The 24,515-nt window shown below is 73.9% G+C and carries 26 protein-coding genes; 11 read left to right on the forward strand and 15 right to left on the reverse strand.

What is annotated here, in order from left to right; all coding sequences use genetic code 11:
* Positions 1-31 precede the first annotated feature (31 nt).
* Positions 32-895, reverse strand: coding sequence for a helix-turn-helix transcriptional regulator (locus ACZ3YO_RS30485; protein WP_465575750.1), 864 nt, complete (start codon positions 893-895; stop codon positions 32-34).
* 156 nt (positions 896-1,051) lie between these two features.
* On the opposite strand from ACZ3YO_RS30485, the gene ACZ3YO_RS30490 reads away from it, so the two are divergent.
* Positions 1,052-1,906, forward strand: coding sequence for an NAD-dependent epimerase/dehydratase family protein (locus ACZ3YO_RS30490; RefSeq protein WP_465575663.1), 855 nt, complete (start codon positions 1,052-1,054; stop codon positions 1,904-1,906).
* Between the two features lie 645 nt (positions 1,907-2,551).
* Here ACZ3YO_RS30490 and ACZ3YO_RS30495 read toward each other — a convergent pair.
* A complete protein-coding gene (locus ACZ3YO_RS30495) occupies positions 2,552-4,720 on the reverse strand; it encodes an elongation factor G (protein ID WP_465575666.1) in 2,169 nt (722 codons plus the stop codon).
* Between the two features lie 304 nt (positions 4,721-5,024).
* Here ACZ3YO_RS30495 and ACZ3YO_RS30500 point away from each other — a divergent pair, with 304 nt between their 5' ends.
* The gene (locus ACZ3YO_RS30500; RefSeq protein ID WP_465575669.1) at positions 5,025-5,546 is read left to right on the forward strand and encodes a hypothetical protein; all 522 of its coding nucleotides are present in this window, start codon (positions 5,025-5,027) and stop codon (positions 5,544-5,546) included.
* On the opposite strand, the gene ACZ3YO_RS30505 is transcribed toward ACZ3YO_RS30500, so the two are convergent.
* From ACZ3YO_RS30505 to ACZ3YO_RS30515, 3 genes are all read right to left on the reverse strand, one after another.
* Positions 5,530-6,957, reverse strand: coding sequence for an NAD(P)/FAD-dependent oxidoreductase (locus tag ACZ3YO_RS30505; protein ID WP_465575671.1), 1,428 nt, complete (start codon positions 6,955-6,957; stop codon positions 5,530-5,532). The two genes, ACZ3YO_RS30500 and ACZ3YO_RS30505, sit on opposite strands and share 17 nt — an antisense overlap.
* A gap of 312 nt (positions 6,958-7,269) precedes the next feature.
* Positions 7,270-7,533 (reverse strand): hypothetical protein, encoded by a 264-nt coding sequence (locus ACZ3YO_RS30510; protein WP_465575673.1) that lies wholly within the window; start codon positions 7,531-7,533, stop codon positions 7,270-7,272.
* Between the two features lie 21 nt (positions 7,534-7,554).
* Positions 7,555-7,938 (reverse strand): hypothetical protein, encoded by a 384-nt coding sequence (locus ACZ3YO_RS30515; RefSeq protein ID WP_465575676.1) that lies wholly within the window; start codon positions 7,936-7,938, stop codon positions 7,555-7,557.
* A gap of 500 nt (positions 7,939-8,438) precedes the next feature.
* Between ACZ3YO_RS30515 and ACZ3YO_RS30520 the strand changes: the two genes are divergently transcribed.
* The 7 genes from ACZ3YO_RS30520 (at position 8,439) to ACZ3YO_RS30550 (ending at position 15,899) form a co-directional block, all read left to right on the forward strand.
* Positions 8,439-9,104, forward strand: a complete 666-nt coding sequence (locus ACZ3YO_RS30520) for a hypothetical protein (protein WP_465575678.1) — start codon at positions 8,439-8,441, stop codon at positions 9,102-9,104.
* A 228-nt stretch (positions 9,105-9,332) separates the two neighbouring features.
* A complete protein-coding gene (locus ACZ3YO_RS30525; RefSeq protein ID WP_465575681.1) occupies positions 9,333-10,943 on the forward strand; it encodes an outer membrane protein assembly factor BamB family protein in 1,611 nt (536 codons plus the stop codon).
* A 171-nt stretch (positions 10,944-11,114) separates the two neighbouring features.
* Positions 11,115-11,279 carry a pyrroloquinoline quinone precursor peptide PqqA gene (gene pqqA / locus ACZ3YO_RS30530; protein ID WP_465575683.1) on the forward strand — a complete coding sequence of 55 codons (165 nt, stop codon included), beginning with the start codon at positions 11,115-11,117 and terminating at the stop codon, positions 11,277-11,279.
* Positions 11,276-11,965 (forward strand): pyrroloquinoline-quinone synthase PqqC, encoded by a 690-nt coding sequence (gene pqqC / locus ACZ3YO_RS30535; RefSeq protein ID WP_465575686.1) that lies wholly within the window; start codon positions 11,276-11,278, stop codon positions 11,963-11,965. Before pqqA ends, pqqC begins: the two co-directional genes overlap by 4 nt.
* Entirely contained in the window at positions 11,962-13,368 is a 1,407-nt protein-coding gene (pqqE, locus tag ACZ3YO_RS30540) for a pyrroloquinoline quinone biosynthesis protein PqqE (RefSeq protein ID WP_465575689.1), read from the forward strand. Before pqqC ends, pqqE begins: the two co-directional genes overlap by 4 nt.
* An 8-nt stretch (positions 13,369-13,376) precedes the next feature.
* Entirely contained in the window at positions 13,377-14,273 is an 897-nt protein-coding gene (gene pqqB, locus ACZ3YO_RS30545) for a pyrroloquinoline quinone biosynthesis protein PqqB (protein ID WP_465575752.1), read from the forward strand.
* A gap of 201 nt (positions 14,274-14,474) precedes the next feature.
* The gene (locus ACZ3YO_RS30550) at positions 14,475-15,899 is read left to right on the forward strand and encodes a lytic transglycosylase domain-containing protein (RefSeq protein WP_465575692.1); all 1,425 of its coding nucleotides are present in this window, start codon (positions 14,475-14,477) and stop codon (positions 15,897-15,899) included.
* Between the two features lie 168 nt (positions 15,900-16,067).
* Here ACZ3YO_RS30550 and ACZ3YO_RS30555 read toward each other — a convergent pair whose 3' ends face one another.
* The 6 genes from ACZ3YO_RS30555 to ACZ3YO_RS30580 form a co-directional block, all read right to left on the reverse strand.
* Positions 16,068-16,652, reverse strand: coding sequence for a TerD family protein (locus ACZ3YO_RS30555; protein WP_465547220.1), 585 nt, complete (start codon positions 16,650-16,652; stop codon positions 16,068-16,070).
* A 214-nt stretch (positions 16,653-16,866) separates the two neighbouring features.
* Complete coding sequence (locus ACZ3YO_RS30560) at positions 16,867-17,514, reverse strand: class I SAM-dependent methyltransferase (protein ID WP_465575696.1); 648 nt, start codon at positions 17,512-17,514, stop codon at positions 16,867-16,869.
* A 212-nt stretch (positions 17,515-17,726) separates the two neighbouring features.
* Complete coding sequence (locus tag ACZ3YO_RS30565) at positions 17,727-17,876, reverse strand: hypothetical protein (protein ID WP_465575699.1); 150 nt, start codon at positions 17,874-17,876, stop codon at positions 17,727-17,729.
* Between the two features lie 116 nt (positions 17,877-17,992).
* Positions 17,993-18,286, reverse strand: a complete 294-nt coding sequence (locus ACZ3YO_RS30570) for a DUF1330 domain-containing protein (RefSeq protein ID WP_465575701.1) — start codon at positions 18,284-18,286, stop codon at positions 17,993-17,995.
* A gap of 112 nt (positions 18,287-18,398) precedes the next feature.
* A complete protein-coding gene (locus tag ACZ3YO_RS30575; RefSeq protein ID WP_465575704.1) occupies positions 18,399-18,839 on the reverse strand; it encodes a nicotinate-nucleotide diphosphorylase in 441 nt (146 codons plus the stop codon).
* Positions 18,836-19,246 (reverse strand): hypothetical protein, encoded by a 411-nt coding sequence (locus ACZ3YO_RS30580; RefSeq protein WP_465575707.1) that lies wholly within the window; start codon positions 19,244-19,246, stop codon positions 18,836-18,838. The genes ACZ3YO_RS30575 and ACZ3YO_RS30580 overlap by 4 nt, the downstream gene beginning before the upstream one ends.
* A gap of 80 nt (positions 19,247-19,326) precedes the next feature.
* On the opposite strand from ACZ3YO_RS30580, the gene ACZ3YO_RS30585 reads away from it, so the two are divergent.
* Positions 19,327-19,695, forward strand: coding sequence for a winged helix-turn-helix transcriptional regulator (locus ACZ3YO_RS30585; protein ID WP_465575709.1), 369 nt, complete (start codon positions 19,327-19,329; stop codon positions 19,693-19,695).
* Positions 19,688-20,296, forward strand: coding sequence for a PhzF family phenazine biosynthesis protein (locus tag ACZ3YO_RS30590; RefSeq protein ID WP_465575712.1), 609 nt, complete (start codon positions 19,688-19,690; stop codon positions 20,294-20,296). Before ACZ3YO_RS30585 ends, ACZ3YO_RS30590 begins: the two co-directional genes overlap by 8 nt.
* Here the strand turns inward: ACZ3YO_RS30590 and ACZ3YO_RS30595 are convergent.
* The 4 genes from ACZ3YO_RS30595 to ACZ3YO_RS30610 all read right to left on the reverse strand — a co-directional run bounded on the left by ACZ3YO_RS30595 (position 20,230) and on the right by ACZ3YO_RS30610 (position 24,479).
* The gene (locus ACZ3YO_RS30595; RefSeq protein ID WP_465575715.1) at positions 20,230-20,931 is read right to left on the reverse strand and encodes an Lsr2 family DNA-binding protein; all 702 of its coding nucleotides are present in this window, start codon (positions 20,929-20,931) and stop codon (positions 20,230-20,232) included. The two genes, ACZ3YO_RS30590 and ACZ3YO_RS30595, sit on opposite strands and share 67 nt — an antisense overlap.
* A gap of 1,109 nt (positions 20,932-22,040) precedes the next feature.
* Positions 22,041-22,589, reverse strand: coding sequence for a membrane protein insertion efficiency factor YidD (gene yidD / locus ACZ3YO_RS30600; RefSeq protein WP_465575718.1), 549 nt, complete (start codon positions 22,587-22,589; stop codon positions 22,041-22,043).
* Positions 22,590-22,685: 96 nt separating this feature from the next.
* A complete protein-coding gene (locus ACZ3YO_RS30605) occupies positions 22,686-23,459 on the reverse strand; it encodes a bestrophin-like domain (RefSeq protein WP_465547228.1) in 774 nt (257 codons plus the stop codon).
* A 141-nt stretch (positions 23,460-23,600) separates the two neighbouring features.
* Entirely contained in the window at positions 23,601-24,479 is an 879-nt protein-coding gene (locus ACZ3YO_RS30610) for a hypothetical protein (protein ID WP_465575721.1), read from the reverse strand.
* Positions 24,480-24,515: the final 36 nt, after the last annotated feature.

The following is a 24,515-nucleotide window of genomic DNA, read 5'->3' on the forward strand; positions in this document are numbered from 1 at the left end:
GGATCGGCCGGAGCCGGCGGGTCGGCCGTGGTCACGGCAGGACGCCCCCCGGCTCCGGGGCCCCGAGGTCCTGCCTGCCGACGACGCGCAGCAGCTCCAGCCGTTCCGCCGTGTCCGAACCCGGGTCGGCGGTGTAGACCAGCAGCAGCTGGTCCTGGCCGCCGGTCGCCAGGACTTCGCAGTCGAGGTCGAGCCGGCCGACCACCGGGTGCAGGAGGGTCTTGCGGCTGCTGCGCCGGACGGCGACGTCGTGCCGTTCCCAGTAGGCGGCGAACTCCTCGCCGGTGGCCCGCAGCCGGTCGAGCAGGGCTGCGAGGTGCCGGTCCCCGGGCCGGGCGGCGTGGGCCGCGCGCAGGTGGGCGACGTGGGCGCGGGCGAGGGCGTCGTGCTCCTCGGGTGGGAAGAGGGCGCGGGCGGCGGGGTCGGCGAACCAGCGGACCGTCACGTTGCGCAGGTGGGGCGCCCGGTCCGCCGCGTCGCCGAGGAGCGCGGCGGCCATCGGGTTCTGGGCGAGGACGTCGCCGACGTCCGAGACGACCTGGGCCGGGGTGTCGTGCAGACGGTCCAGGATCAGCAGCAGGCCGGGCCGGATGTGGCTCAACGGGCTGTGCCGGCGCGGCGGTTCGTGGCCGGCCAGGTGGAAGAGGTGGTCGCGTTCGTCGTCGGTCAGGCGTAGCGCGCGGGCGAGGGCGGCGGCCAGCTGCGGCGACGGCTGGGGGCCGCGCCGCTGTTCCAGCCGGGCGTAGTAGTCGACCGAGAGCCCGGCCAGTTGGGCGACCTCCTCGCGGCGCAGGCCCGGCGTGCGACGCCGGGCGCCGGGCGGCAGGCCCACGTCGGCGGGGGCGAGGCGCGCGCGACGACGGGTCAGGAAGTCGGCCAGGGCCGGTCGGTCGATCATGCGTTCAGCATCGCGCACCGGCGGCACGCCGAGCCAGGGATCGCCGATCCCTGGTTGAGGAGGTCTCTCCCGCCGCCGCGGCCGGCCCGGAAGAGTCTGTCGCGGCGGCCGGACGGGCCGACCGGCGGACGAACGGCCGACGAGGAGTCGACGATGACGGTGTTTCTGGTGACCGGGGCGACGGGACAGGTCGGCCGCAGGTTCGTGCCGCGGCTGGCGCAGTGGGCCGGCGCGGACGCGGTCCGCGTGCTGGTGCGGGACGAGGCGCGGGCCGCCGCCCTGGCGGCGCTCGGCGTGCAGGTGGTGGTCGGCGACCTGCGGGAGCAGGCGGACCGGGCCCGTGCCCTGGACGGCGCGGACGTGGTGGTCAACGTGGCGGCGGCGCTGCGCGGGGTGCCCGACGGGGAGGCGTTCGCGGTGAACCGGGACGCGGCGGTGGCGCTGGGCCGGGAGGCGGCCGGGGCCGGCGTGCGCCGGTTCGTGCACACCAGCACCAACCTGGTGTACGGGTGCGGGCTGGGCCGCCCGGCCGTCGAGGCGGACCGGTTGAACCCGGATGCCTCCTGGGGCGCGTACGCCGCGTCGAAGGCCGAGGCGGAGGCGGGGCTGCGGGAGCTGGGAGGCCGGCTGCCGCTGGTGGTCACCCGGCTGGCGTTCGTCTACGGCGAGGGCGACCCGCATCTGGCGGCCTCGCTGCACTGGGCGGGCCGGTGGCCTTCGCACCGTCGGCTGGCCGTGGTCCACCACGCCGACGTGGCGCAGGCGCTGTGGCGCGCGGCGGTCATGCCCGGCGCGGAGGGCCGGACGTACAACGTGGGCGACGACGCGCCGGTGACGGCCTGGGACCTGCACGAGATCAACGGGGTGCCGCAGCCGGAGGGCGTGGCCGGGCTCGACCTGCCCGACCCGTGGGACGGGCAGGTCTCGACCGCGGCGATCCGCCGGGAGCTGGGGTGGCGCCCGCTCTACCCGTCGGTGTGGACGGCCCGCGATGCCGGGGCGCTCTGAGGCCATCGCTCCGCGCCGGCCGGCGCCGCCGGATCAGGGGGACAACCGGTACCGCGACCGCCCCGGCCAGCGCCCCAAAGAAGAGTGGGGCGTTCCACCACGGCACCAGCTCGACGGAGCGCCCGTCCGGCCAGCGGCAGACGTGCGAGGGCGGGAAGAACCCCTCCTCGAACCGGATCCCCTGGTGCTCCGGCGCCCGGTACCCCTGGGCGCTCCAGCCGCCTTCGATCGCGTTGACGCACGGCCGGGTCGGGCGGGTGTCGAAGCCGGCCATCATGCCGAGGAACCAGACCACACCGGCCAGTCCCAGCAGCAGCGCCGTCGAGGCCACCCGTGCCGCGGTCGCCGTCCCTGCCATGCCCGTCCCCCGCCAGATCGTTCGTCCACGCCTACCGAGCAGAGACGATCATGATGCGGCCCGCGGTTCCACGGCCGGCGGCCGGCACCTGCGGGAGCCGCACGGCGCGCGACGGGCACCGCCCGGTTCTCGACCACCGCGGCTCGGCGCCGGCAACCGAGCCGTACCGGCCCGTGGCCACCCCGGCCCGGCGCCCGCCCCGAGGCGTACTCCTCCGCTCCCGCACGGCCGGGCCAAGGCCGGGGGGAGGTCCTGTCCTGGCAGGACCTACCCCCGGCCGGCGGCCGCTACCGCGGCGCCGGGGCGTAACCGGCGGGCCGGGTGGTGAAGGTGCCCCGGCCCTGGGTGCGACTGCGCAACCTGGTCGCGTAGCCGAAGAGTTCGGCCAGCGGAACGGTCGCCGAGACCACCGCGGTGCCGGCCCTCGGCGCCGAGCCCTGGACCTTGCCGCGGCGGGCGGCGAGGTCACCGAGCACGCCACCCACCGCGTCCTCGGGCACGCTCACCGTCACCTCGGCGACCGGCTCCAGCAGCAGCGGGCCGGACTTCCGCAGCGCCTCGCGCAGGGCGAGCCGCCCGGCGGTGCGGAACGCCAGGTCCGAGGAGTCCTTCGGGTGGGTGGCCCCGTCGGTCAGCGTGACGAGCACGCCCGTGACGGGGTGGCCGCCCAGCGGGCCCTCGGCGAGGGCGTCCCGGCAGCCGCCCTCGACCGCCTGGACGTACTCCTTGGGCACCCGCCCGCCGGTGACGGTGGAACGGAACACGAAACCCTCGGCCCCCTCGCCGTCCAGCGGCGCCACGTCCAGCACGATGTGGGCGAACTGGCCGGCGCCGCCGTCCTGTTTGACGTGCCGGTACACCAGGCCGGAGACGCCGCCGGCGATGGTCTCCCGGTAGGCGACCTGCGGCCGCCCGACGGTGACCTCCAGCCGGTGGGTGCGGCGGATCTTCTCCACCGCGACCTCGAGGTGCAGCTCGCCCATGCCGGACAGCACCCGCTGGCCCGTCTCCGGGTCGGTGCGGACCACCAGCGACGGGTCCTCCTCGGCGAGCCGGGCCAGCGCCGTGGCGAGCCGGTCGGTGTCGGTGGCCCGCCGGGCCTCGACGGCCACCGTGACGACCGGGTCGGCCGCGACGGTCGGCTCCAGGAGCACCGGCGCGCCGGGCGCGCAGAGCGTGGCGCCCGCACGGGCGGCCTTCGCACCGACCACCGCGACGATGTCCCCCGCCACCGCCGACCCGGTCTCGGCGTGCCGGTCGGCCTGCACCCGGAGGATCCGGGCGATCCGCTCGGTGCGTCCCGTGCCGGCGTCCAGCACCGTGTCCCCCTTTCGCAGTGTTCCGGAGTAGACGCGCAGATAGGTGAGCCGGCCGGTGGAGGTGGCGTTCACCTTGAAGACCAGCGCCGCGAACGGCCCGGCCGGGTCGGCGGCGCGCTCCAGCACCGTGCCGTCGGGACCGCGCGTCGAACCGCCCTCGGGACCGCCCACGGGATCACCCGTGGAATCGCCTGCGGGAAGGCCGGTGGAAAGGCCGGTGGGAAGGCCCTTGGCACGGCCGACCGGTGTGCCGCGCACGGCGGGCACGTCCAGCGGCGAGGGCAGGTACGCCACCACGGCCTCCAGCAGAGGCTCGATGCCCCGGTTCCGGTAGGCCGAGCCGCAGAGCACGACCACGGCCTCGCCGGTGCGGGTGAGGTCGCGCAGGGCGGCGGCCAGCGTGCCCGGGGCCAGCGACCCCCGGTCGCAGAACTCCTCCAGTGCGCCGGGATGGAGCCCGGCCACCGCCTCCTCCAGCGCATGGCGGCGCCGCTCGGCCTCCTCCCGCAGCTCCTCGGGCACCGGCCCCTCGCGGTACGGGTCCGGGCCGGGCTGGTCCTCCCAGGTCAGGGCACGCATCGTCAGCAGGTCGACCACGCCGGTGAAACCGTCCTCCCGCCCGATCGGCAGTTGGACGGCCAGCGGGGCCGGGTGCAGCCGCTCGCGGATGGAGGCGACGGCCGCGTCCAGGTCGGCGCCGGCACGGTCGAGCTTGTTGACGAAGGCGATCCGGGGCACGCCGTGCCGGTCGGCCTGCCGCCAGACCGACTCGCTCTGCGGTTCGACGCCGGCGACGGCGTCGAACACCGCCACCGCCCCGTCGAGCACCCGCAGCGAGCGCTCCACCTCGTCGGCGAAGTCGACGTGGCCCGGGGTGTCGATCAGGTTGATCCGGTGGCCGTCCCAGGCGCAACTGACCGCCGCGGCGAAGATGGTGATGCCCCGGTCGCGCTCCTGCGGGTCGAAGTCGGTGACGGTGGTGCCGTCGTGGACCTCACCGCGCTTGTGGGTCTCCCCGGTCAGGAACAGGATGCGCTCGGTGACGGTGGTCTTGCCCGCGTCCACATGGGCGAGGATGCCGAGGTTGCGGACGCTGGCGATGGTCTGGACGGTCGTGGTGGCGAGGTCGGTGCGCATGGCCCGGTGCCTTTCGGGGTGTTCCGGAAAAGGGCGGCGCGATTGCGGCGACGGAACGGCCACGACGCGGGGCCGGAGAGCACTCGGCCACGCGGGACCTCACCCGGGCACCCCGTCAACCGGGACACCGCGGTGGTGAGTTCAGGCGTTCGTCGCAGGAATCCGATGCCGGCCGCGCAGCGGGCACCGGGCGCACGAGGACACCAGGATCACCTCGTACCGCGAGGAGGGAACGACGACAGCGGTGCGGTAGCGCACGGCCTGCCCTCCCTCGACTCGTCACGGTGGCACCGCCCCCGGAACGGTGGCGGCGCATGTCTGCGAGCCGAGTCTAGGGAAGGAGGCCGACCGCGGTCACCGGGTTTTCGGAGCCCGGCTCCGGGCGGCCGCCGACACCGCCCCCTTCGACGTGGCCGCCGATCCGGCGTTCGCCGACCCCACCGCCGGGTGGGGCGCCCCACCATGGGAGTTCACCGGCCCGCCCGCCCCGCTGTACGCGGCCGGCAAGGCCATGACGGCGCGGATCGAGCGGTTCTACGACGACCCGCTCGTCGACCTCCCCGAGGAGGCCGCAGAGCGCCTGGCCACGCTGGGGCCCGCGGCCCTCGACGTCGCGCCGGAGCACGGCGCCTCCATGGTGCTGCTCGGCCCCGACCGCGAGACGGACCAGTACGTGGTGGCGCCGTACGGCCGGGGCCCGGAACGGATCCTGCTCGATGCGGGCCGCCCGGACTTCACCGAGTGCCCGCTCTACTTCGTCATCCGCGACGAGGACTTGGCCGCCGGCGACTTCAGCGGGGTCGAGGCCGTCACCGTCCAGCGGTGACGGGCCCGGGCGCCGAGGGTGAGGTGCCGGTCGGGCGCTCAGCCGGGATGAGTGCGTCCCACTGATCCCGGGTCGGGCCGTCGTACGTCGGCGAGAAGTCCGGGTTGGCGGCCAGCCAGGCGGTGACGTGCCGGTCCACCTCGTCCGTGCCGTAGGCGTCGTCGGCCGATCGCAGGAGATGGCGCACCTGGGCCCGGGCCCTCATGACCACGGGATCGTCGAAGGCGCAGGCGGCGAGGGCGGCGGCCCGCCGGTCCGACATCGGTGAACTCTCCGCAAGGCGTTGCGCGTTGAGACGGTCGGCCGTCACCTGGGCGTCGAACCACGGGCGGAGGGCCTGTACCGTCCAGGTGTGGTAGCCGACTGGGTCCGCGGCGATCCGGTCGGCATGGGTGGCGAGGTGCTGGGCGGCGCGCAGGCCGAGGGCCGCGCCGTGGCCCAGGGTGGGATTGGTGTGGATGAGGCTGTCCCCGGCGTTGACCAGGCCGGTGACGACAGGTCCGTCAGCATCGGCGAGGGCGGTCCAGCGGTTGTCCAGTCCGGCCATCGGCAGGACGGCCGACTGCGGTTCGGGGGCCAGGCCTAGCCAGGCGGCGGTGGCGGGGAACCGGCGGGCGGCAGCCTCGAACACGGCCGGGTCGGTGAGCGCGCCGCGGGTCGGATCCCCCGTGGAGAGCACCAGGTTCACCGCGAAGGTGTCGTTGTCGGAAGGGAAGACGCCGGCGAGCGCGAACGGTGCGGCCGAGCCGTTCTTCACCCGCCCGGGGTCACGGGGGCCGTCGGCGCGCAGGCGGTACCAGCGGCACAGATAGGCGATCCCGGCACGGTGGCTGTCGACCACGGGCGGGCGGCAGCCGGCCGCGATCAGCCAGGCGGGGACGGGCGAGCGGCGACCGGACGCATCGACGACGAGGTCCGCCCGGTGTACGTCCGCACCCGCCTGCACGCCGGTGACCCGGGCAGGACGGCCCTCCTCGACGGCGAGGCCGCGCACCCGGCACCCTCGCCGTACCTCGACGGTGCGTTCCCGTCGCACGGCCGCCGTCAGAGCGGCCTCCAGCACGATGCGGCGGGTGCGCAGGGTCACCAGCTCCTCGTCGCCGTCCCGGTACGGCGGGTGCTCGCCGAACCAGTCGAACTCGTGGTATTCCCAGGCTCCGCGCGCCAGCAGGTCCGCGTACACGTCGGGGGCCTCGGTGCGCAGCACGGTGCGTACGGGTGCGAGGAGCGAGTGGGGCTGGACGGCCTGCGGGATCCGGGGCCTGTGCCAGTCGAAGAAGTCCCCGTCCAGGTCCTCCCCGGCCTGCCGTGCGTCCTGCTCGAACAGCGTGACCGTGTGGCCCCGCCGGCCGAGCATGAGCGCCGCCCCCAGCCCGCTGATACCCCCGCCGATGATCGCAACCCGCGCCACTGGCTCCCCTTCGCGTCGTGTTGCGGGCCGATCCTACTCCTTGGTGATCTTGGGCCGAGAACCGGGATCCCCCCGGGCCCGCGCTCGCACCCGCCGCAGCGCTGCCCCGCGCACGGCTCCGCCTCCGCCTCCGCCTTGGGGAGGGAAACGGGGACGGGGACGGAGTCGGGAACGGGACGGGACGGGAACTGAGACAGGGGCGGGGTGAACGCGTAGTCCACCCCACCCCCGCCTGCGCAACCGGCCGGACGCCCCGCCGGGCGTCCACGCCGAGTAATGGTGCCGGGCCCGGCCTGCCGACAGGCCTTCGGACTACTCGCGCCCGGCGCGGTGTCGGCGGAGCCAGGCGAGGGCGGCGACCAGCCCGACGGCGCCGCCCGCACAGAGCTTGACGGCGCCCTTGGCGAGCAGCCAGCCGAGACCGGGGAGGGTCCAGCCCAGCCAGTGGAAGACCGCCAGCAGCACCCCGGCCGCGCCCAGCGCCGCCACGATGGTGACCATCACGGCCGCGCCGGTGGAGAGTTCGCGTTCCTCCGCAGCCGTTTCCCGCGTTTCGTTCGTGCCCCCAGAATCCATGAAGGGGATCCTAACCCGACGTCAGCGCGGGGCGTGGTGGGTGTCGCCGGTGTGCTCGCCGGTCTCGTGGTCGGGGAAGCTGACGGCGAGGGTGACGCGGTACTCGAAGACGTCGTCGCAGTGGCCGGGGACGCGGGCCCAGGCCAGCGAGTGCACCTCGGCCTCGGGCGCCTGCCGGCACCAGGCGGCGGCCTCCTCCAGGGCCCGGGCCGCCGAACGCCCGGTGCAGACCACGGCGGTGTAGGCGGCGACCGCGACGTCGCCGCCGCTGCGCCCGGCCCGGGATACCGCCCTGACCGCGGCCGCCGCGCGGGTGAGGTCGCGGGCCAGGTCGTCGACCACCCGGGGCGGGGCCGGCAGTACGGCCGGACGCTCCGTCACGGTCTCCGGCAGGTTCGTGCTCACTGTCAGGGCCTCCGTCCGCCTGGTCACGGGATCTGCCTGGATCGGGTCCGCCGGAATCGAGTTCACCGGAATCGGGTTCACCGGGATGGGGTCCGCCTGTTCGGTCACAGGGTGCGCCTGGTCACGGGCCCAGGATGACGGGTCCCCGTTCCTGGCATGACCACTTTCACCGGAACATCACCCGTCCGGGGAGCGGATGGTGTAGAGCGTGACGTCTCCGGGCGTGCCCTGGTATGAGGTGGCCGGCACATCGGGCCAGGTCAGGCCGCTCGCCGGCGGGCGCCGCCCGGAGCCCGACCGCACGTGGGCGCACCACCGCCGTGCCCCGGACCGCCCGTTCGGCTCCCGGCCGCGCCCGGTTCACGTCCGCCCCGGGCGCCGGCCGTGACGGATCCGTACAACTCCCGTTGCCGAAACCGGAAATACTGGACTCACCGGGCCACTAGGATCCTGCCCGAGGCAGTCCGCCGCCGCGGTGGACGCCATCGGAGGGGGATCCCATGCAGCTCAAGTCACCGCTCCCGTACGGCCGTCGGCACCTCTGGCTGCCCGCGCTGGCGCTCGCGGGCGCGGCGCTGGCAGGGTGCTCCTCCTCCGGCGGGGGCGGGTCGGCGGCGACCTCCGCCCCCGCCGGCACGGCGGCGTCCGCCCCGGCCGCCGCGCCCACCACCTCGGCCCCGGCGTCCGCGCCTGCCGCGTCCACCCCGGCCGCCCCCGCCACCACGGCGCCGACCGGGGCCGCCCCCAAGCGGCCCGCGGACGCCTGCACGCTGCTCAACTCCCCCCAGGTGATCACCGCCGTCGGCACCGGCGGGCCGTTCGCCGGGACCCACCCCGACCCGGCGAGCGACGGCAGCCCGGTCTGGGGATGCACCTGGGGCTCCCGCCAGTCGTACGCGTCGATCCGCGAGGTGAAGCCGACCGTCCTCGCCTCCGTCAAGGCGAACCCGGACTACCAGATCACCGCCGTGCCGGGGGTGGGCCAGGAGGCGCTGCTGGCGCAGCGCAAGGACGGCACCCACCCGGTGGTCTACTTCGTCGCCGACGGCCAGGCCTACTCCGTCGAGGTGGTGAAGGACCGCGGCCCCGGCGACAACGTCAACGCCCCTGCGGAGGCTCTGGCCGAGAGCACGCTGGCCCTGGTGCTCGCCAAGTCGCTGGGCTGATCCCCGGCCGCCGCGGCTCCCGGGGCCGGGGCCCGGCGGCCCGGACCGCCCGGAGGCGGCCTGGCCGTTCGAAGGCGACCGGGGGCGCCGGGCGGCGCATCCCGTTCCCTCCGGGGCGTGAACGGGGCCCGGCCTGGGCTGCGGGCGGATGCGGGTACGGCGCGGGCGTTCACAGAATGACGCCACGGCGCCGTACCCCGTACTCCCCCGACAGCCAAGGCGGATCGCATGAGCCGATTCCACCCGTCCCCACCCCGGCCCCCGAAGGGTCGGCGCAGAGCGGCGTCCCTGCTGGCCGGCCTCGCACTGCTCACCCCCACCGCCGCGGCCGGGTCCCTGGCCACCGCGATACCCGCACGGGCCGACAATCCGACCATCTCGGTGACCAACATGCGCCACGCCTGGGACGCGGCCGAGCCGGGCCTGGGCCCCGCGCAGGTCTCGGCCTCGGACTTCGGCCGGCGCTGGTCCACCGCCGTCGACGGCGCGGTGTACGCACAACCGTTGGTGGCCGGCTCGACCGTGGTGGTCGCCACGGAGACCAACCACGTCTACGGCGTCGGCGCCACCGACGGCAAGATCCTCTGGCAGCGCGCCCTCGGCACTACCGTGCCGTCCTCCACCGCCTGCCTCTCTCCGGGCACCGGCATCACCTCGACGCCCGTGTACGACAAGGCGACCGGCACGGTCTACCTGGTGGCCAAGTCCAACGAAGGCGGCGCGCACTTCTCCGTGCACGCCCTGGACGCCGCCTCGGGCGCCGAGCGCAGCGGCTGGCCGGTGCCGGTCCAGGGCGACCCGGTCAACAGCCCCGGCGTCCCGTTCAACGCGGCCACCTCCGCCCAGCGCGCCGGGCTGCTGCTGCTGGACGGCGCGGTCTACTTCGGCTTCGCCTCGGACTGCGGGGTCGGCACCTACGTCGGCCATGTCGGCGGCGTCAACACCACCAGCCGGAAGCTGACCCTCTGGTCGACCGAGTCGGGTTCGAACTCGCAGAACGGCGGCGTCTGGATGAGCGGCGGCGGCCTGGTCTCGGACGGCGCCGGGCGGATCATCGTGGCCACCGGCAACGGCGCGGGCACGGGCTCCTCCCCGGCCAAGGGGCCGGGCAGCAGTCCGCAGGGCCACTTCGCCGACTCCGTGGTGCGGCTCGGCGTCAACAGCGACGGCAGCCTCGCCCCGAAGGACTTCTTCAGCCCGACCAACAACCGGGATCTCGACCACAACGACCTGGACCTCGGCTCCGGCGGCCCGGCCGCGCTCCCGTCCGGTTTCGGCGCCGGCGCGCACCCGCACCTGCTGGTGCAGGTCGGCAAGGACGGGCGGATCTTCCTGCTGGACCGCGACAACCTGGGCGGCACCGGCCAGGGCCCGAACGGCACCGACGCGGTGGTCGGCACGACCGGCCCCTACAAGGGCGTCTGGGGCCACCCGGGTGTCTGGGGCGGCGACGGCGGCTACGTCTACCTCATCGAGAACTACGGTTCGCTGCGGGCGCTCAAGTACTCGGTGGACGGCTCCGGCAACCCGCAGCTGACCAGTGCCGGGACGAGCGCCGAGGGCTTCGGCTACGCGTCCGGCTCACCGGTGGTGACCTCCAACGGGACGGCCTCCGGCTCGGCGCTGGTCTGGCTGATCTACTCCGGCACCGGTCCGGGCGGCCAGAACGGCGAACTGCGCGTGTACGACCCGGTGCCGGTGAACGGCACGCTCAAGATGCGCCGCAGCTTCGCCCTCGGCACGGTGACCAGGTTCTCCGTCCCGGCGACGGACGGCGGGCGGGTGTTCGTCGGCACCAAGGACGGGCACCTGATCGCGTTCGGCCGCGCCGGCAGCTGAGCAACCGCCCCGGGCCCGGCCCCGCCCGCCCTGTCCGTCACCCGTTCGAGCGCGTTTGTCGGCGGATCGCGCGGGTTGGACCAGCGGCCGGGCCCGGCGGCTCGTAGCGTCCTGACCCACGGGGCCCGATGCGCCCCACCCCCACCCGGCCTCGTCCCGAGGAGGACCCCCATGAAGTGCACCACCACGCCCCAGCCGGCCCCCGCCGTCCCTGCCGAACGCCCGGCGGGCGACGCCACCGCCGCCGCGGCCAAGCCCGCCTGGTCCGCCCCCGCGGTGGAGTGCCACCGCACCGGCGCCGAGGTCACCGCCTACGCCGCACGGACCACTCGGTGACCGAAGCGCTGACCCGCGAGAGGTTCGCGGCCAGGCTGTACGACCTGCGCGGACGGTACTGGGACACCCACCCGTTCCACCTGCGCCTGCACTCCGGTGGCTGCACGCCACCGGAGTTGCGGCGCTGGGTCGCCAACCGCTGGTACTACCAGCTCTGCCTGACCCGCAAGAACGCCGCCATCATCGCCAACTGCCCGCTGCCGGAGGTCCGTCGCACCTGGGTGGAGCGGCTCGCCTACCAGGACGGGCCGAGCGGGGACGAGGGCGGGCTGGCCGACTGGCTGGTGCTCGCCGAAGCCGTCGGCCTGGACCGCGCCGAGGTCACCGACGAGCGGCACGTCGCCCGCGGGGTGCGCTTCGCCGTCGACGGCTACCTGCACTTCTGCCAGAGCAGGCCGTGGACCGACGGCGTGGCGGCGGCGCTCACCGAGATGTTCTCGCCCGACCACATGGCCCAGCGGGTCACGGCCTGGCGCACCCACTACGACTGGATCGCCCCGGCCGGGTACGCCTACTTCGAGCACCGCATCCCCACCGCCCGCAAGGACAGCGCCCGCACGCTCGAACTGGTCCTGGACCACTGCGTCACCGCCGCCCAGCAGCAGGCCGCCCTGGACGCGCTGGCGTTCAAGTGCGACGTCCTGCGCGCCATGCTGGACGCGGTCGACTACGGCGCCGACCGGTGAGCGCCCCCGCCCGGACCGACCGGGTGCCCGGGCTGCGGCGCGGCGTGCGGCTGGTGCACGACCCGGTCCGCGGCCGGGGCGCCCTGCTCTACCCCGAGGGCGTGCTGCTGCTCAACGACACCGCCGCCGCCGTACTGCGCCACTGCGACGGCCGCCGCGGCGCGGACGGCATCACCGCCGAACTCGCCGCCGAGTACGAGGGGGTGGACGCCGGCCAGGTCGGTGACCTGCTCGCCGACCTCGCCGGGCGCCGGCTGCTCACCCTGGACGGCACCGGCGCCCCGGCCCGCCCCCGGCAGGCCGCCGGCCTGCCCGGTGCCCCGGCCCGCCCGCCGGCACCGCTCGGCCTGGTCGCCGAACTCACCCACCGCTGCCCGCTGCAGTGCACCTACTGCGCCAATCCACTCGAACTCACCCTTCAGCGCGACGAGTTGGACACCGGACAGTGGCTTCGCCTGCTCGACCAGGCGCGCGGGCTGGGCGTGCTCCAGGTCCACCTCACCGGGGGCGAACCGCTGCTCCGCCGCGACCTGGCCGAAATCGTCGGCCACGCCCACCGGTTGGGCCTCTACATCAATCTGGTCACCAGCGGCCTGCCGCTGGACGCCGCCCGCGCCGCCGAACTCGCCGGCGCGGGCCTCGATCACGTCCAGCTCTCCGTCCAGGACGCCGACCCGCGACGAGCGGACGCCGTGGCCGGCCTAGCCGCGCACGAGCGCAAGCTCGCCGCCGCGGCGCTGCTGACCGGCACCGGCCTGCCGCTGACCGTCAACGCCGTGCTGCACCGCGGCAATGTGGCCCGGCTCGGCGCGCTCGCCGACCTCGCCGTGACGCTGGGCGCCGACCGGGTCGAGCTGGCACACACCCAGTTCTACGGCTGGGCCTGGCGCAACCGCGCACACCTCGCCCCGAGCGAGGCGCAGGTCCGGCAGGCCGAGCTGGACGTGGCCGCCGCCCGGGAGCGGCACGGCGACCGGATCGAGATCGTGCACGTCGCCGCCGACCACCACGGCGGCACCGCCAAGCCCTGCATGGACGGCTGGGGACAGCGCCAGCTGGTGGTGGCGCCCAACGGCGACGTGCTGCCGTGCCTCGCCGCGGCTCAGCTGCCCGGTCTGACGGTGCCCAGCGCGGTCACCGCCGGCCTGGCCGCGATCTGGCACGACTCGCCCGCGTTCAACCGCTACCGCGGCACCGACTGGATGCCGGAGCCGTGCCGCAGCTGCGCGCTGCGCGAGGTGGACCACGGCGGCTGCCGCTGCCAGGCCTTCCAGTTCACCGGCGACCCCGGCGCCACCGACCCGGCCTGCCACCTCTCCCCGCACCATCATCTGGTCACCGGGCCCGTTCCCGCGCGCACCCCGGCCCCCGCCCCCGCCCCCGCCCCCCGGAGAATGCGCTGAAGATCCGGATCCTCGGCACGGCCGCCGGCGGCGGACTGCCCCAGTGGAACTGCGGCTGCGCGGGCTGCGCCACCGCGCGCCGCACCGGCGCCGCCCGCAGCCAGGACTGCCTGGCGATCAGCGCCGACGGCGCCGCCTGGTACCTGGTCAACGCCTCGCCCGACCTGCGCGGCCAACTGCTCGCCGCCCCCGAACTCGCCCCCGCCCGCGGCACCCGGGACACCCCGCTGCGCGGCGTCCTGCTCACCAGCGGAGAACTCGACCACACGCTCGGCCTGTTGACCCTGCGCGAGGCCGCCGAACTGACCGTGCACGCCACCCTGCCGGTCCGCTACGCGCTCCACTCGGCCTTCCCGGCCGGACCTCTGCTCGCCCCGTACACCAAGGCCGGCTGGCACACCCTCACCCCGGGCCGCACGGTGGAGCTGGCGGGTGGCCTGCGCGCCGAGCCGCTGGCGCTCGGCGGCAAGCGGCCCCGCTACACGGCCGACCTCCCCGGCGAGGGCTGGGAGGGCCGGGCGGACTGGGTCTGCGGCTTCCGGTTCACCGACGCCGACGGCCGGGCCGGCGCCGTCTACGCGCCCGGGCTCGCCGAGTGGACGCCGGCGATGGACCGGGCGGTGGCCGGCGCGGACGTGGTGATCCTGGACGGCACCTTCAGCACCGACGACGAACTCGCCGGGCACACCGGCGGTTCGCGCTCCTCCCGGGGCATGGGCCACCTGGCCGTCCGGGACTCGCTCCCCCACCTGGCCCGCCGGCCCGGACCGCGCTACCTCTATACCCACCTCAACAACACCAACCCGCTGGCCCGCCCGGGCTCCCCCGGCACCGAGGCCCTCGCCCGGGCGCTGGCGGCGGCGGGCGCGGCCGTCGCCGAGGACGGGATGCTGATCGAACTCTGACTCCCGCTCGCCGACCGACCCCCTCACCACCTGCGCGTTCACCGAACGGTGGCGCCCAGGACGCCCTCCGCTCACCCGGGCCGCGTCAGATCGTCGTGATACTAATCATTGCGGCAATGCGAACTGTCATGCACGGGCAGGCACGATGGTGACAGCCCGTCCGTTCCCCGAGGGTCCGGACGGTCAGGGGAGGGGCACGGTATGAGGGCAGGGCTGGGCAACGCTGGACACGGCGGCACGGGGCGCCCGGGGCGCCGGCTGCGACTGGGCAAGCGCGTCACCGGGACGGCCGCGGCGTTCACCGCGCTGGCGGCGCTGACCGGTTCTCAGGTGACCGGCCTCGGGCTCGTGCCCGTCGCGGCGGCAGGCACGGCCACCGCCGGCGGCGAGCCGGTCACCGCCGTCTCCGCCTCCACCACCCTGCCCGGCGCCGCGCTCCCCGGCACCGCACAGCCGACGCTCGCCAACACGACCGGCGGCGGCCTCCCCGTCGACGGCGGTGGCACCAGCCCGCTGCCGCAGCCGCCCGTCTCCCTGCCGGAAGGGCCGTCCGCCGGACCGTTCCGCACCGGGCCCGCCCTGCCGGAGACGGTCTTCGCCGCCTACCGCAAGGCCGAGACGGCCCTCGCCCAGCGCTCGCCCGGCTGCCACCTGCCGTGGCAGCTGCTGGCCGCGATCGGCGAGGTCGAGTCCGGCCAGGCCGGCCGCGGCGCGGTCGACGCCGCCGGGACGACGTACCGGCCGATCCTCGGCCCGGTGCTCGACGGCAAGGGCTTCGCCGCGATCCCCGACACCGACGGCGGCCGGCACGACGGCGACCGCGTCTGGGACCGGGCCGTCGGGCCGATGCAGTTCATCCCCTCCACCTGGGCCACCTGGGGCGTCGACGCCAACGGCGACGGCCAGGCCGACCCGAACAACGTCTTCGACGCCGCCGAGGGCGCCGGCCGCTACCTCTGCGCGGGCGGCCGCGACCTTTCCGACCCGGCCCAGCTCGACCGGGCGGTCCTCGGCTACAACAACTCGGGCGAGTACCTGCGGACCGTCAAGGACTGGATGGCCCACTTCGGCACCGGAACCCCGGCCACCACCCCGGACCGCCCGGCTCCGGCGACCGTGCCGACGGCCCCCCTCCCGCCCACGGCGCCCACCACGCCGGTCCCGTCGGCCACGGCCTCGGGCACGCCGTCCGCCGCACCGTCCGGGACGGCGACGCCCACCTCGCAGCCCTCCCCCTCGGCCACCGCGGGACCGACGACCGGTCCGACGCCGGGCCCGACCTCGAGCGCCACGCCCACCGCGAAGCCCACCACCACGCCCACCGCGACTCCCACGCCGACGGCGACGCCCACCGGGACACCGAGCACGACTCCCGGCGGCACGCCCAGCACCACCCCCAGCGGCACACCGACCGCGACGCCGACCACCTGCCCCGTCCCCACCGCCACGGGCACGGCCACGCCGAGCGCGACGGCATCCCCCTCGGCCACCGCCACCGCGACGGCCACGCCCACCGCTCCCGGCTGCCCTGCCCCGACCTCAACCCCGTCGGCGAGCGCGAGCGCGACCGCCACCCCCTCCGCCGCCCTCTCCCCCTCGGCCGCACCCTCGCCCTCGGCGCACTGACCCCGACGGCCGGGGTCGGCGGCTCCGACCCCGGCCAGGCGGGGCGGTGTGATCGTCCCTGCCCGCGGGCGGACAGGGCGCTACGGGTGCGGGGCCCGTCCGGGGGGAGATCGGACGGGCCCCGCTGCTTCCGGAGGCCGGCCGCCGGGGCCAGCCGAAAGGGTGGGGTCAGAGGTGCTTGACGAGCTCCGGCATCAGGTCCTGGAAGGTCCGGCCACTGGCCGGCTGGCCGATCGCGGCCATCTGCCAACCACCCGCCGTGCGCTGCACCTTGGCCATGATCTGCGCGGTGTACGGGCCGCCGCCGGTGAGCGTGTAGCGGGCGAGCTCGGCGCCGGTCTGCTCGTCGACCAGCCGGCAGAAGGCGTTCTCGACCTCCTGGAAGGTCTGCCCGGTGAAGGAGTTGACGGTGAAGACGATCTGGTCGACCTCGGCCGGCACCCGGGAGAGGTCCACGGTGATCGACTCGTCGTCGGTGGCGTCACCGGCGCCGCCGGTCAGGTTGTCCCCGCTGTGCCGCACCGAACCGTCGTTGCTCTGCAGGTGCTGGAAGAAGACCACGTCCACCGGCTTGCCCTCGGCGAACAGCACCGCCGAGGCGTCCAGGTCGATCTCCTGCGAGGCCAGCAGCTTGGCGAAGAACCCCTTCTTCTGCGCGGCGCGCCAGCCGAGGCCCATCCGCACCAGACCCAGCCGACCCCCGCCCGGCTTCTCCAGGCTCAGCTTCTGACCCTTGGCCAGCGAAACGCTCATCGTGCCCTCCTCGTTCCTCCGCCGTGCGCGCCTCGAATCTACAGCACTGTAGAGATTCCCTGGGCCGACGTTCCATCCGCGCGCGCGGCATTCGTTCCCAGAAGACCAGGTACCCCACTCCTACGATCAACACCACATCATCCGAGCACGGAGCAGAGATCCCGAGGATCGACACCACTCTCCCGAGAGCACCCTGCCCTGCGGCAGCCCCCCGTCAGCCGGCCCGCTCCAGCCGTACCAGCGCGTCGATCGCCTCGGCCCGGACCGAGCCGTCCTCGGCGGGGTGGCGGTGGCCGGCCTCCGCGGCGACCGGGCGGCGGACACGCTCGGCACGGACGGTGCGCAGGCCGGAGTCGGCGAGGTCGGCGAGGATGTCGTCCGGAGTGAAGAGGACGCGCGGGTCCCGGGGGCCGCCGACCCCCTCGGTGAGGTTGGTGGTGTCGTGGCCGACCACCAGCAGGGTGCCGCCGGGGGCGAGCGCGGCGGCGGCTCGGCGCAGCGCGGTCCGGCGGTCGTCGGCGGGGAGCTGGAGGTAGGCGACCACGACGAGGTCGTAGCCTGCGGGCGGGGCCGGGAGGGTGCGGGCGTCGCCGTGGCGCCAGGTGAGCCGGGCGGCGACCTCCCCGGGGAGTCCGGCGGCGAGCCGCCCGGCGCGTTCGAGGGCGACGGCGGAGAAGTCGAGGCCGGTGACCTGCCAGCCCTGGCGGGCCAGCCAGATGCTGTTGCGGCCCTCCCCGGCGGCGAGGTCCAGGGCCCGGCCGGGGGCGAGCCCGGTGATCTCGCGGACCACCCAGCGGTTGGGTTCCGCTCCCCAGACCAGCTCGCTCGCGGCGTAGCGCTCGTCCCAGTCCCGGCTGTCCATCGCTCGTCCTCCGTTCGGTGGGGCCCGTCCGTCCGGCGGGGCCGCCCCGTCCGCCACCGTACCGGCGCGGCGGCTTCCGGCCATCCGGCGGGCGGACGTCCTTGACGGCGAATATTGGTCCAGTCCGATCTGTGATGTCGTCGATGCGTACGGACCGGTGGTCCGGGTGTGAGCAGTTGCGGTACAGGCGATCCCGGCGAGAACGATCATGGTCATGAGCTGCTGAGCACCGCGGCGTCCGGGCGGGGCCGGGGGACGTCTGGGGCGGGGAGGTCGGCGAAGTCGGCGTGGGCCTGCTCGACGGCTTCGGGGTACGCCTCGCGTTTGGTGTGTTCGGCGGGCGCCCGATAGATGCTCGCCACCGAGGGGTTCTGTCCCTTGCGCTTGCCGGTGGGGATGATCAGGTCGGGCTTCTGGTTGGCCTGCTTCTGTCCGGCGTATCAGGTGACGGATGCTCCGCGATGGCTGAGCCTGTCGGTCAGTCGGTGCCTTCGATGATGCGGAAGTCGCGCTCGACGCTGTCGGAGAGGACCACCAGCGCCTTCTGGTATGCCTCGCTCTCGTAGGCCGCGACGGCCTGTTCGAAGCTGTCGAACTCGATCAGAACGACACGTTGCGTGTTTCCGGCCTCGTGGGCGACGACTCGACCGCCACGGGACAGGAGGCGCCCGCCCCCAGCCCGGACAGCCGGACCGGCCAGCTTGTCGTAGGCAGTCAGCCTCTCAGGGTCGGAAATGGCGCGGTAGACACTGACCCAGTAGCCCTTGGCCATGGAAACCTCCTGTGTTCGGCCGGACATGTCCGGCTGCGAATTGACGCTCAGATTGCTCGATCCCGGCGACAGAGCACCGGGCATTTGTGAGGACGTACTGATCCGGCCTGGTTCACCGGAGGAGACACGGCCTCATCCGAACCTCGCCGGGTGTCCGCCACCCGCTGGTGCCGTCGGCGCCAGCAGCAGACCGAGGTCGAACGCCGGCGCACTGTGGGTGATGGCGCCGGCGGATCAGGAAGTTCAATGCGGTGCGCTCCCCGGTGAGGATGGCGCGCGACGGTCCGGTCAGTTCCGCCAGGCTCTGTCCCGCCTGAACACGTTCTCCGTCCTTTAGGCGCACACTCACCTCGACGTCGTGGCCGAGCTGTCGGTAGAACTCACCGAGAAGCGGGAGGCCGGCGACCACGCCGTCCTGTCGGGCCAGGATGCGCGCGTGCGCACGCGCGTCGGCGGGCACCGCCCAGAGCGTGGTGACGTCGTCGCCGGCGCAGTCCTCAGCCAGCGCGGTTCCCACCGCCGACTCTCGGACCTGCGTATCGATTTCATTCATCGGGAGCCCCCGGCAGGGAAGACGCGAAATTCGTGCATCCGGTGAAGTGGGTGCAGCTGCCCAGCTTGGGTGGCAGCCGCGCTCTCACAGTCGCAGCCTTCTGACGTGAGCGAGGGTTGCGGCACCGGGGAGCTCGACCCCCGCCGAACTCGGTGCACGCCCCACTCGTACTCGCAGCCGCACAGCACGCGTGTCCGGTCGATGGCGATCTCGCGCTCCCTCATGGTCAGGGTGAGTTGTCGGCCCAGCTCATAGCGCCCCCATCCGTGCATGGCGCCGGCCATCGGGAGGTTCCCGGCGAACATCCGGAACAGCCCGATCGGCGGCACGTCCCCGGGCATCATGCGCGCGAGCAGCGCGCCGGCCTGGTCGGCGTACGGCGGTTCCAGCAGGGCTAATCGCGACATCGACACTCCCGTTGCCAGTGCTTCTGTTTTCGAATCACTATGCTGCTTCGAGAAGCGAAGCGCAAGGAGGAGAGGGGAACATGGGAGGCGGAACACCGCGGCCCGGCGTACCGGTGCGGGGGTCCACGTCGGGCCTCCCGGTCATGGCCGCACTCGATCTGCTGGGACGGCGCTGGACGCTGCGCATCCTGTGGGAGCTGAGTCAAGCCCCGGGCGGTTTCCGCGAGTTGCAGCGCCGGTGCGAGCGCATGTCCTCCAGTGTGCTCAGTACCCGGCTCGGCGAGCTGACCGATGTCCGCCTGCTCACTCTGCGCGAGGACGGATATCACCTCACCCAGCTCGGTGGGGACCTTGTCGACGCCCTCCAACCGCTGTTTGCGTGGAGCCAGCGGTGGGCGGAGGAAGCGGACGCCGGTCCGGCACAAGGATCCCGGCACTGCGATGAGTAGATACGGTCTGCCCGTCACGATCGTCCGCGCGTGTCTGCGCGACGGCCACGGCGGTAGTCCCACCGCGGTGCTGGTCGAGGAGCCGTTGAGTGACGATGAGCGCCGTCGTGTGCCGGCTCTGACGGGAACGTCGCATGCCGTCTTCGTGTCGGTGCACGACAGCCGACGGGGCGGTCCGGTCGTGTCCCTCCGCTTCTTCACCGCCGAGGGAGAACTGCCTGCGTGCGGTCATGGGACGGTTGCCGCTCTGGCCTTCATGGCCGAGCGCGCCGGGGGCCGGGAGTATCGGGCCACCATCCATGCGGCAGGGCGTGTCTTCCCCGGCGCCCACCGGCCGCGTCGCGGCCCGCATGTTCGCCCCGTCTTGTACAGGCCGAACGCCATGTCGGAGTTTATGTGGACAGTTCAAGTTGATCATCGTCCGGTGTGCCGACAATGGCGAGGAGGGTGCGGACTGACGGCTTCAGGAGCCAACCAGGCTGCCAACCGGCGTGTGAGCCGCTGGCTTGGTCAGCAACGGGGCAGCCTCGGTGCTCACAGCGAGGCTTCGTACGCCTCTCGGATGGGGGCAGGGATACGTCCCTTGTCATTGACGAGGTAGCCGTTCGCTCGGGCCCATAGCCGTATCGCCTCGTCCTCCGCACCGCTGTCCCCCACGGGGCCCCTGACGGTTCCCCTCGGATGTTCTGAGGACACCCCTTCGAGGTGGTCCGCCGCATCGTGGAAGAAGTCGGCCAGTGAGGCGAAGCGTCCTTCCTCAGGGTTCTGCTCCTCGCTCCAAGAACCGACGGTTCCGGTGCGTGTGTCCAGGAACCTGCCGTAGAAGCCGTCGCTCTCCGCGGCGAACGGTACCCACTCCCGGCGCCAGAATGGCCGTTCGGGGTCTGCGGACGGTTCCCTCTTCTCCAAGCCCCACATGTGCAGGTAGACACGCTGAATATCTGTGAGTCCCAGCAGGAGACCGCCGTTCGGGATGACTCCCTCACACCCCAGCGCCACCAGGCACGAGCCGGCGTTGGGTTGCTCCTCACCATCGATGTCGTTGGCCAGAAGCCACTGCACCATCTCCCTCGGCAGCTTCAGCCCCATGTGCTCTTCAGCATCGCTGATGGCCGTCTGGCTGCCCGGGCCGCCCAGACCAGCGAAAACGCTGGGAGCGTTCTGCCTGAGCCAGCTGGTGACACGGCCCCACGCCTGTCCCACGTCTTCTTTCTCGTGCGTCGGTATTTCGCTCATGTCCGCCCCCCAACCGTAGGAGTACGCCCGCTCGCGTTACTGGCCCCCCGGGAACCGCAGAACCGGCTTCAAGGTTCTGACATCGTCTGTCGAGAAAGAATGCGACCGCTGATCATCCATGGGCAGACCGTACGTGGGTTCACTGACATCTGATCCTTTGGGGCCACCATGCCGCTCTGTGCGTCAACCTGTTCTTTTGGCGAACGTGAACCGCAGATAGCCTGTTAGCGAGCGGGTAAGACACGGTGGGTGTGCTGCTGCGTCAGGAGTAATGACCAACGGTAGGCGATCAGTTGTGGGCGCAATCCGATGCCGATACTGCCACGAGGGGGACCTATGGGGTATGTGGTGGCTGCCGCTCGGGCGGCGGCTGTGGTCGTCGCTACCTGGCTGGCGCTGTTCGTGCTGATGGTGCTGCTGGGATCGCTTCTGCCAGGCCCCAGGCCCCACGGCACCCTCTGGTCCACGGTCGTCATGCTGTGGCTGCTCTCGCTGGTCGTCGGGCCGCTGGTCGCCTGCGTCGCGTTGCGCCGGTGGATCGCCGGCGGCCCAGCCGGGAGTCCGGCGGAACCGCTTCCTCCTGGGCCGTACGCGCGAGCCGAGCAGGAACCGCCGCAGTCCGGCGGGCATACCTGGAGGACGGACGTGCCACCTCCTCCGCGCTCCGACGAGCAGAGGCACTTCCAGACCCCGCGTGCCGCAGAGGCCCCGGACGCTGAGGCCCGGCGACGGGCCCGTGCGGAAGCCAAGCGGAAGGATGCAGGAGCTGAGCGCGCCCGTGCGCAAGCCGAGCGGGCGCGTCAGGAGGAAGTTCGACGACGAGCAAGGCGCAACCGCCGGCTGCGCGAACGGGGTCGGCGGTACTGACAAGGCGCAGGCCAGTTGAGAAGGGAACCGGCTCAGCCATGGTCGGCCTTGCTGATCCTTTCAGGATGAGTTGGGCTGCTGGTCGCTCGGCGATTCTCGGCCGCAGGCTATCCGGATCCGTGTTGATCTTCTTCCAGCGCTGACGCTTCGTCACATACGGCCGGGGGCCGCGCGGATCACGATGATCCGCGCGGCCCCCGGGTCGCCTCCGCCGTCAGTGCTCCGCTGTCAGCCGTCCCGCGTCAGCGCTCCGGCACCGGGTCGGCCCCGTTGCCGCGGCGCGCCACGCCCGGGCGGCAGCGGAGCAGGCGGCCGACCGTCAGCCGGGCCCCGCGCACCGCACCGTGCCGGTGCAGCGCCTGGACGGCGTAGGTCGAGCAGGTCGGCGTGTACGGGCAGCAGGCCGGGCGCTTCGGGCTGATGTCGGTCCGGTAGTACCGCACCGCGCCGTACAGCACGCCGGCCGCGAATCCGCCCGGCGCCGGCGCCGCCGGGTCGGCGTGACCGCGGCGCGGGCCGCGGCCGCCGGTGAGGGCGAACCGGACGCCCGCGACCGTCATCACCGGGACCAGCGCGATCAGGCAGGGATCGCCGAGGTCACAGCAGTCACAGGCGTCGCAGGCGTCCGACCAGTCGCGGTCCTTCTTCCTGCGGTTCTGCCGCTTGTACGCCAGCCACTCCCGCCGTTGCAACTGCCGCCGCCGACGCTCCTTCTCGGGCAGCCACCACCACGCCCGCTCGGGGCGCCGCGGCGGATGGGGGGCAGGCTGGTGCGGCGGCGGGTAGGCCACGGCTCACGATCCCTTCGGAGACACCCGACGGGATCGATCCCCGACGGATCGATCAGATTATCGAAGGATGCATCCGAGCGGACCGGCCCGGACGGGTCAGTCCTGGCCGCCACCGAGCGTCGGGAAGAGGTCGGTGAACGGCTGGGTGGTGACCGAGACGCTCCGTCCGAACGGATCGTCGAAGTCCCAGATCAGGAAGAGGAGGAAGGCGATCAGCGCGCTGAACGCCCCCGCGAGCAGCAACTCCCGGGTCGAGCGCCGGATCTGGAGCGCGAAGACCATGCCCACCGTCACCACGGCCCCGACGATCAGGCCGAACCAGACCACGCCCGGCATGGTCGGTCCGGCGTTCTGGCCACGGGCGTTGCGGGTCTCGTCGGCGATGCCGATCCGGTCCATGATCGGCTGATAGGCCTGGGCCTCCAGGTCCGACGCGGGCGTGCGGGTCGCGACGTCCGTACGCAGCTTCTCCAGCAGCGCGGTGCCCTGCTCGGAGATCTCGCCGTGGTCCCGCATGTACTTCCACTCGACGTCGACCACGTACGAGACGTAGGCGTCCACATCGGCCCGGACCTTGTCGCGGAACTCGACCGGGTAGACCTGGGCGCGCTCGCTCACCTCGTGGAGCGACTGGGCCTCGCGCAGGACGTCGTCCTGGGCGGCGCCGCGCGCCTCCCAGACACCTGCGATGGCGAGGCCGAGCACGATCGCGTAGACCACGCCGATCATCATCGTCATGTACTCGATGACGTCGGGCGTCTCGTCGGTGTCCTCGTCCTGGCGGGCCCGGCGGTGCCTCAGCAGCACCACCGCCACCACGACGACGCAGGCCGCAGACATGGCGATGGCCAGCGCTAACCACTCGGACATGGGAACTCCCTTCTTCGGCTGGGGTTTTCCGGCCGGGTTCACCGGCCGGTCGGTCCGGCGTCCGTCCGGCCGCGTCGTAGGAAGCGGCCGCACGCCGGGGGACGTGCTCGGCGCGGGGCGGTGTCGGCGCCCGTGCCGCGGTCAGGAACGGCCGGAGCCACCGCGACCGGACCGGCCGCCGCCGCGCGGGCGCAGGGCCGCCGCCGCGAGCACGGCAGGCACGGTGACCAGCAGCATCGTCCTGGTCGGCGAACTGCCGTGGTGGCGCTGCGGCGTGGGCACCGGCGGGGCCAGCGGCACCCGGACGGGCTTGACCACGGGCTGGGGCCGCACCGGGCTGGGGGCCGGCGGGCTGGGGGCGACCGTCGGCGCGGGCGGCTCGGGTGCGGGCGCCGGGGGCGGGACGACCGGCTGCGCGGTGGGCTTCGGCGCGGGTGGCGGCGTCGGCCGGGGTGACGCGGGCGGCGGGGTGGGCCTCGGCGTCGGGGTGGGCGCGGCCGGCGTTACCGGAGCGGGGGCCGGCGGCGGTGACGGCGCCGGCGTGGGTCTGGGCGGCGACGTCGGAACGGGTGTCGACGTCGGTGTCGGCTTCGGGCTTGCGGTGGGGGTGGGCGTAGGAGTGGGGGTGGGCGTAGGAGTAGGGGTGGGTGTCGGGCACGGGTGGTGGTGACCGGGCTTGGGGTGCGGATGCGGGTGCGGGTGCGGGTATGGGTGCGGCTTGGGGTGGTGCAGCACCCCGGAGAGGTCGACCGTCACGCCGACCTCCACGTCGACGTCGACCTCGACGTCCACGCCCCCCTTGCCGACCGACACCGAGACGTCCGTGTCGGTGTCGACACAGGTCTCGACCACCGGGCCGTGGGGTTTACCCCCGCTCTGGTGCTCGGGGGCGCGGGCTCCGGCCGCGCCGCTGAGCAGCGCACAGAGCGCGGCGACCCCGGCCGCCGCTCCGGCCAACCGGACCCGGCGTCCGCGCAGGACGCCGCCGTCACCGCTCACGATGATCAGGTCTGCGGTCACGGCTGCCCGTCCACCGGTATCCGTCGTGGCCGCTGG

Source organism: Kitasatospora sp. NPDC022785, assembly GCF_055561295.1.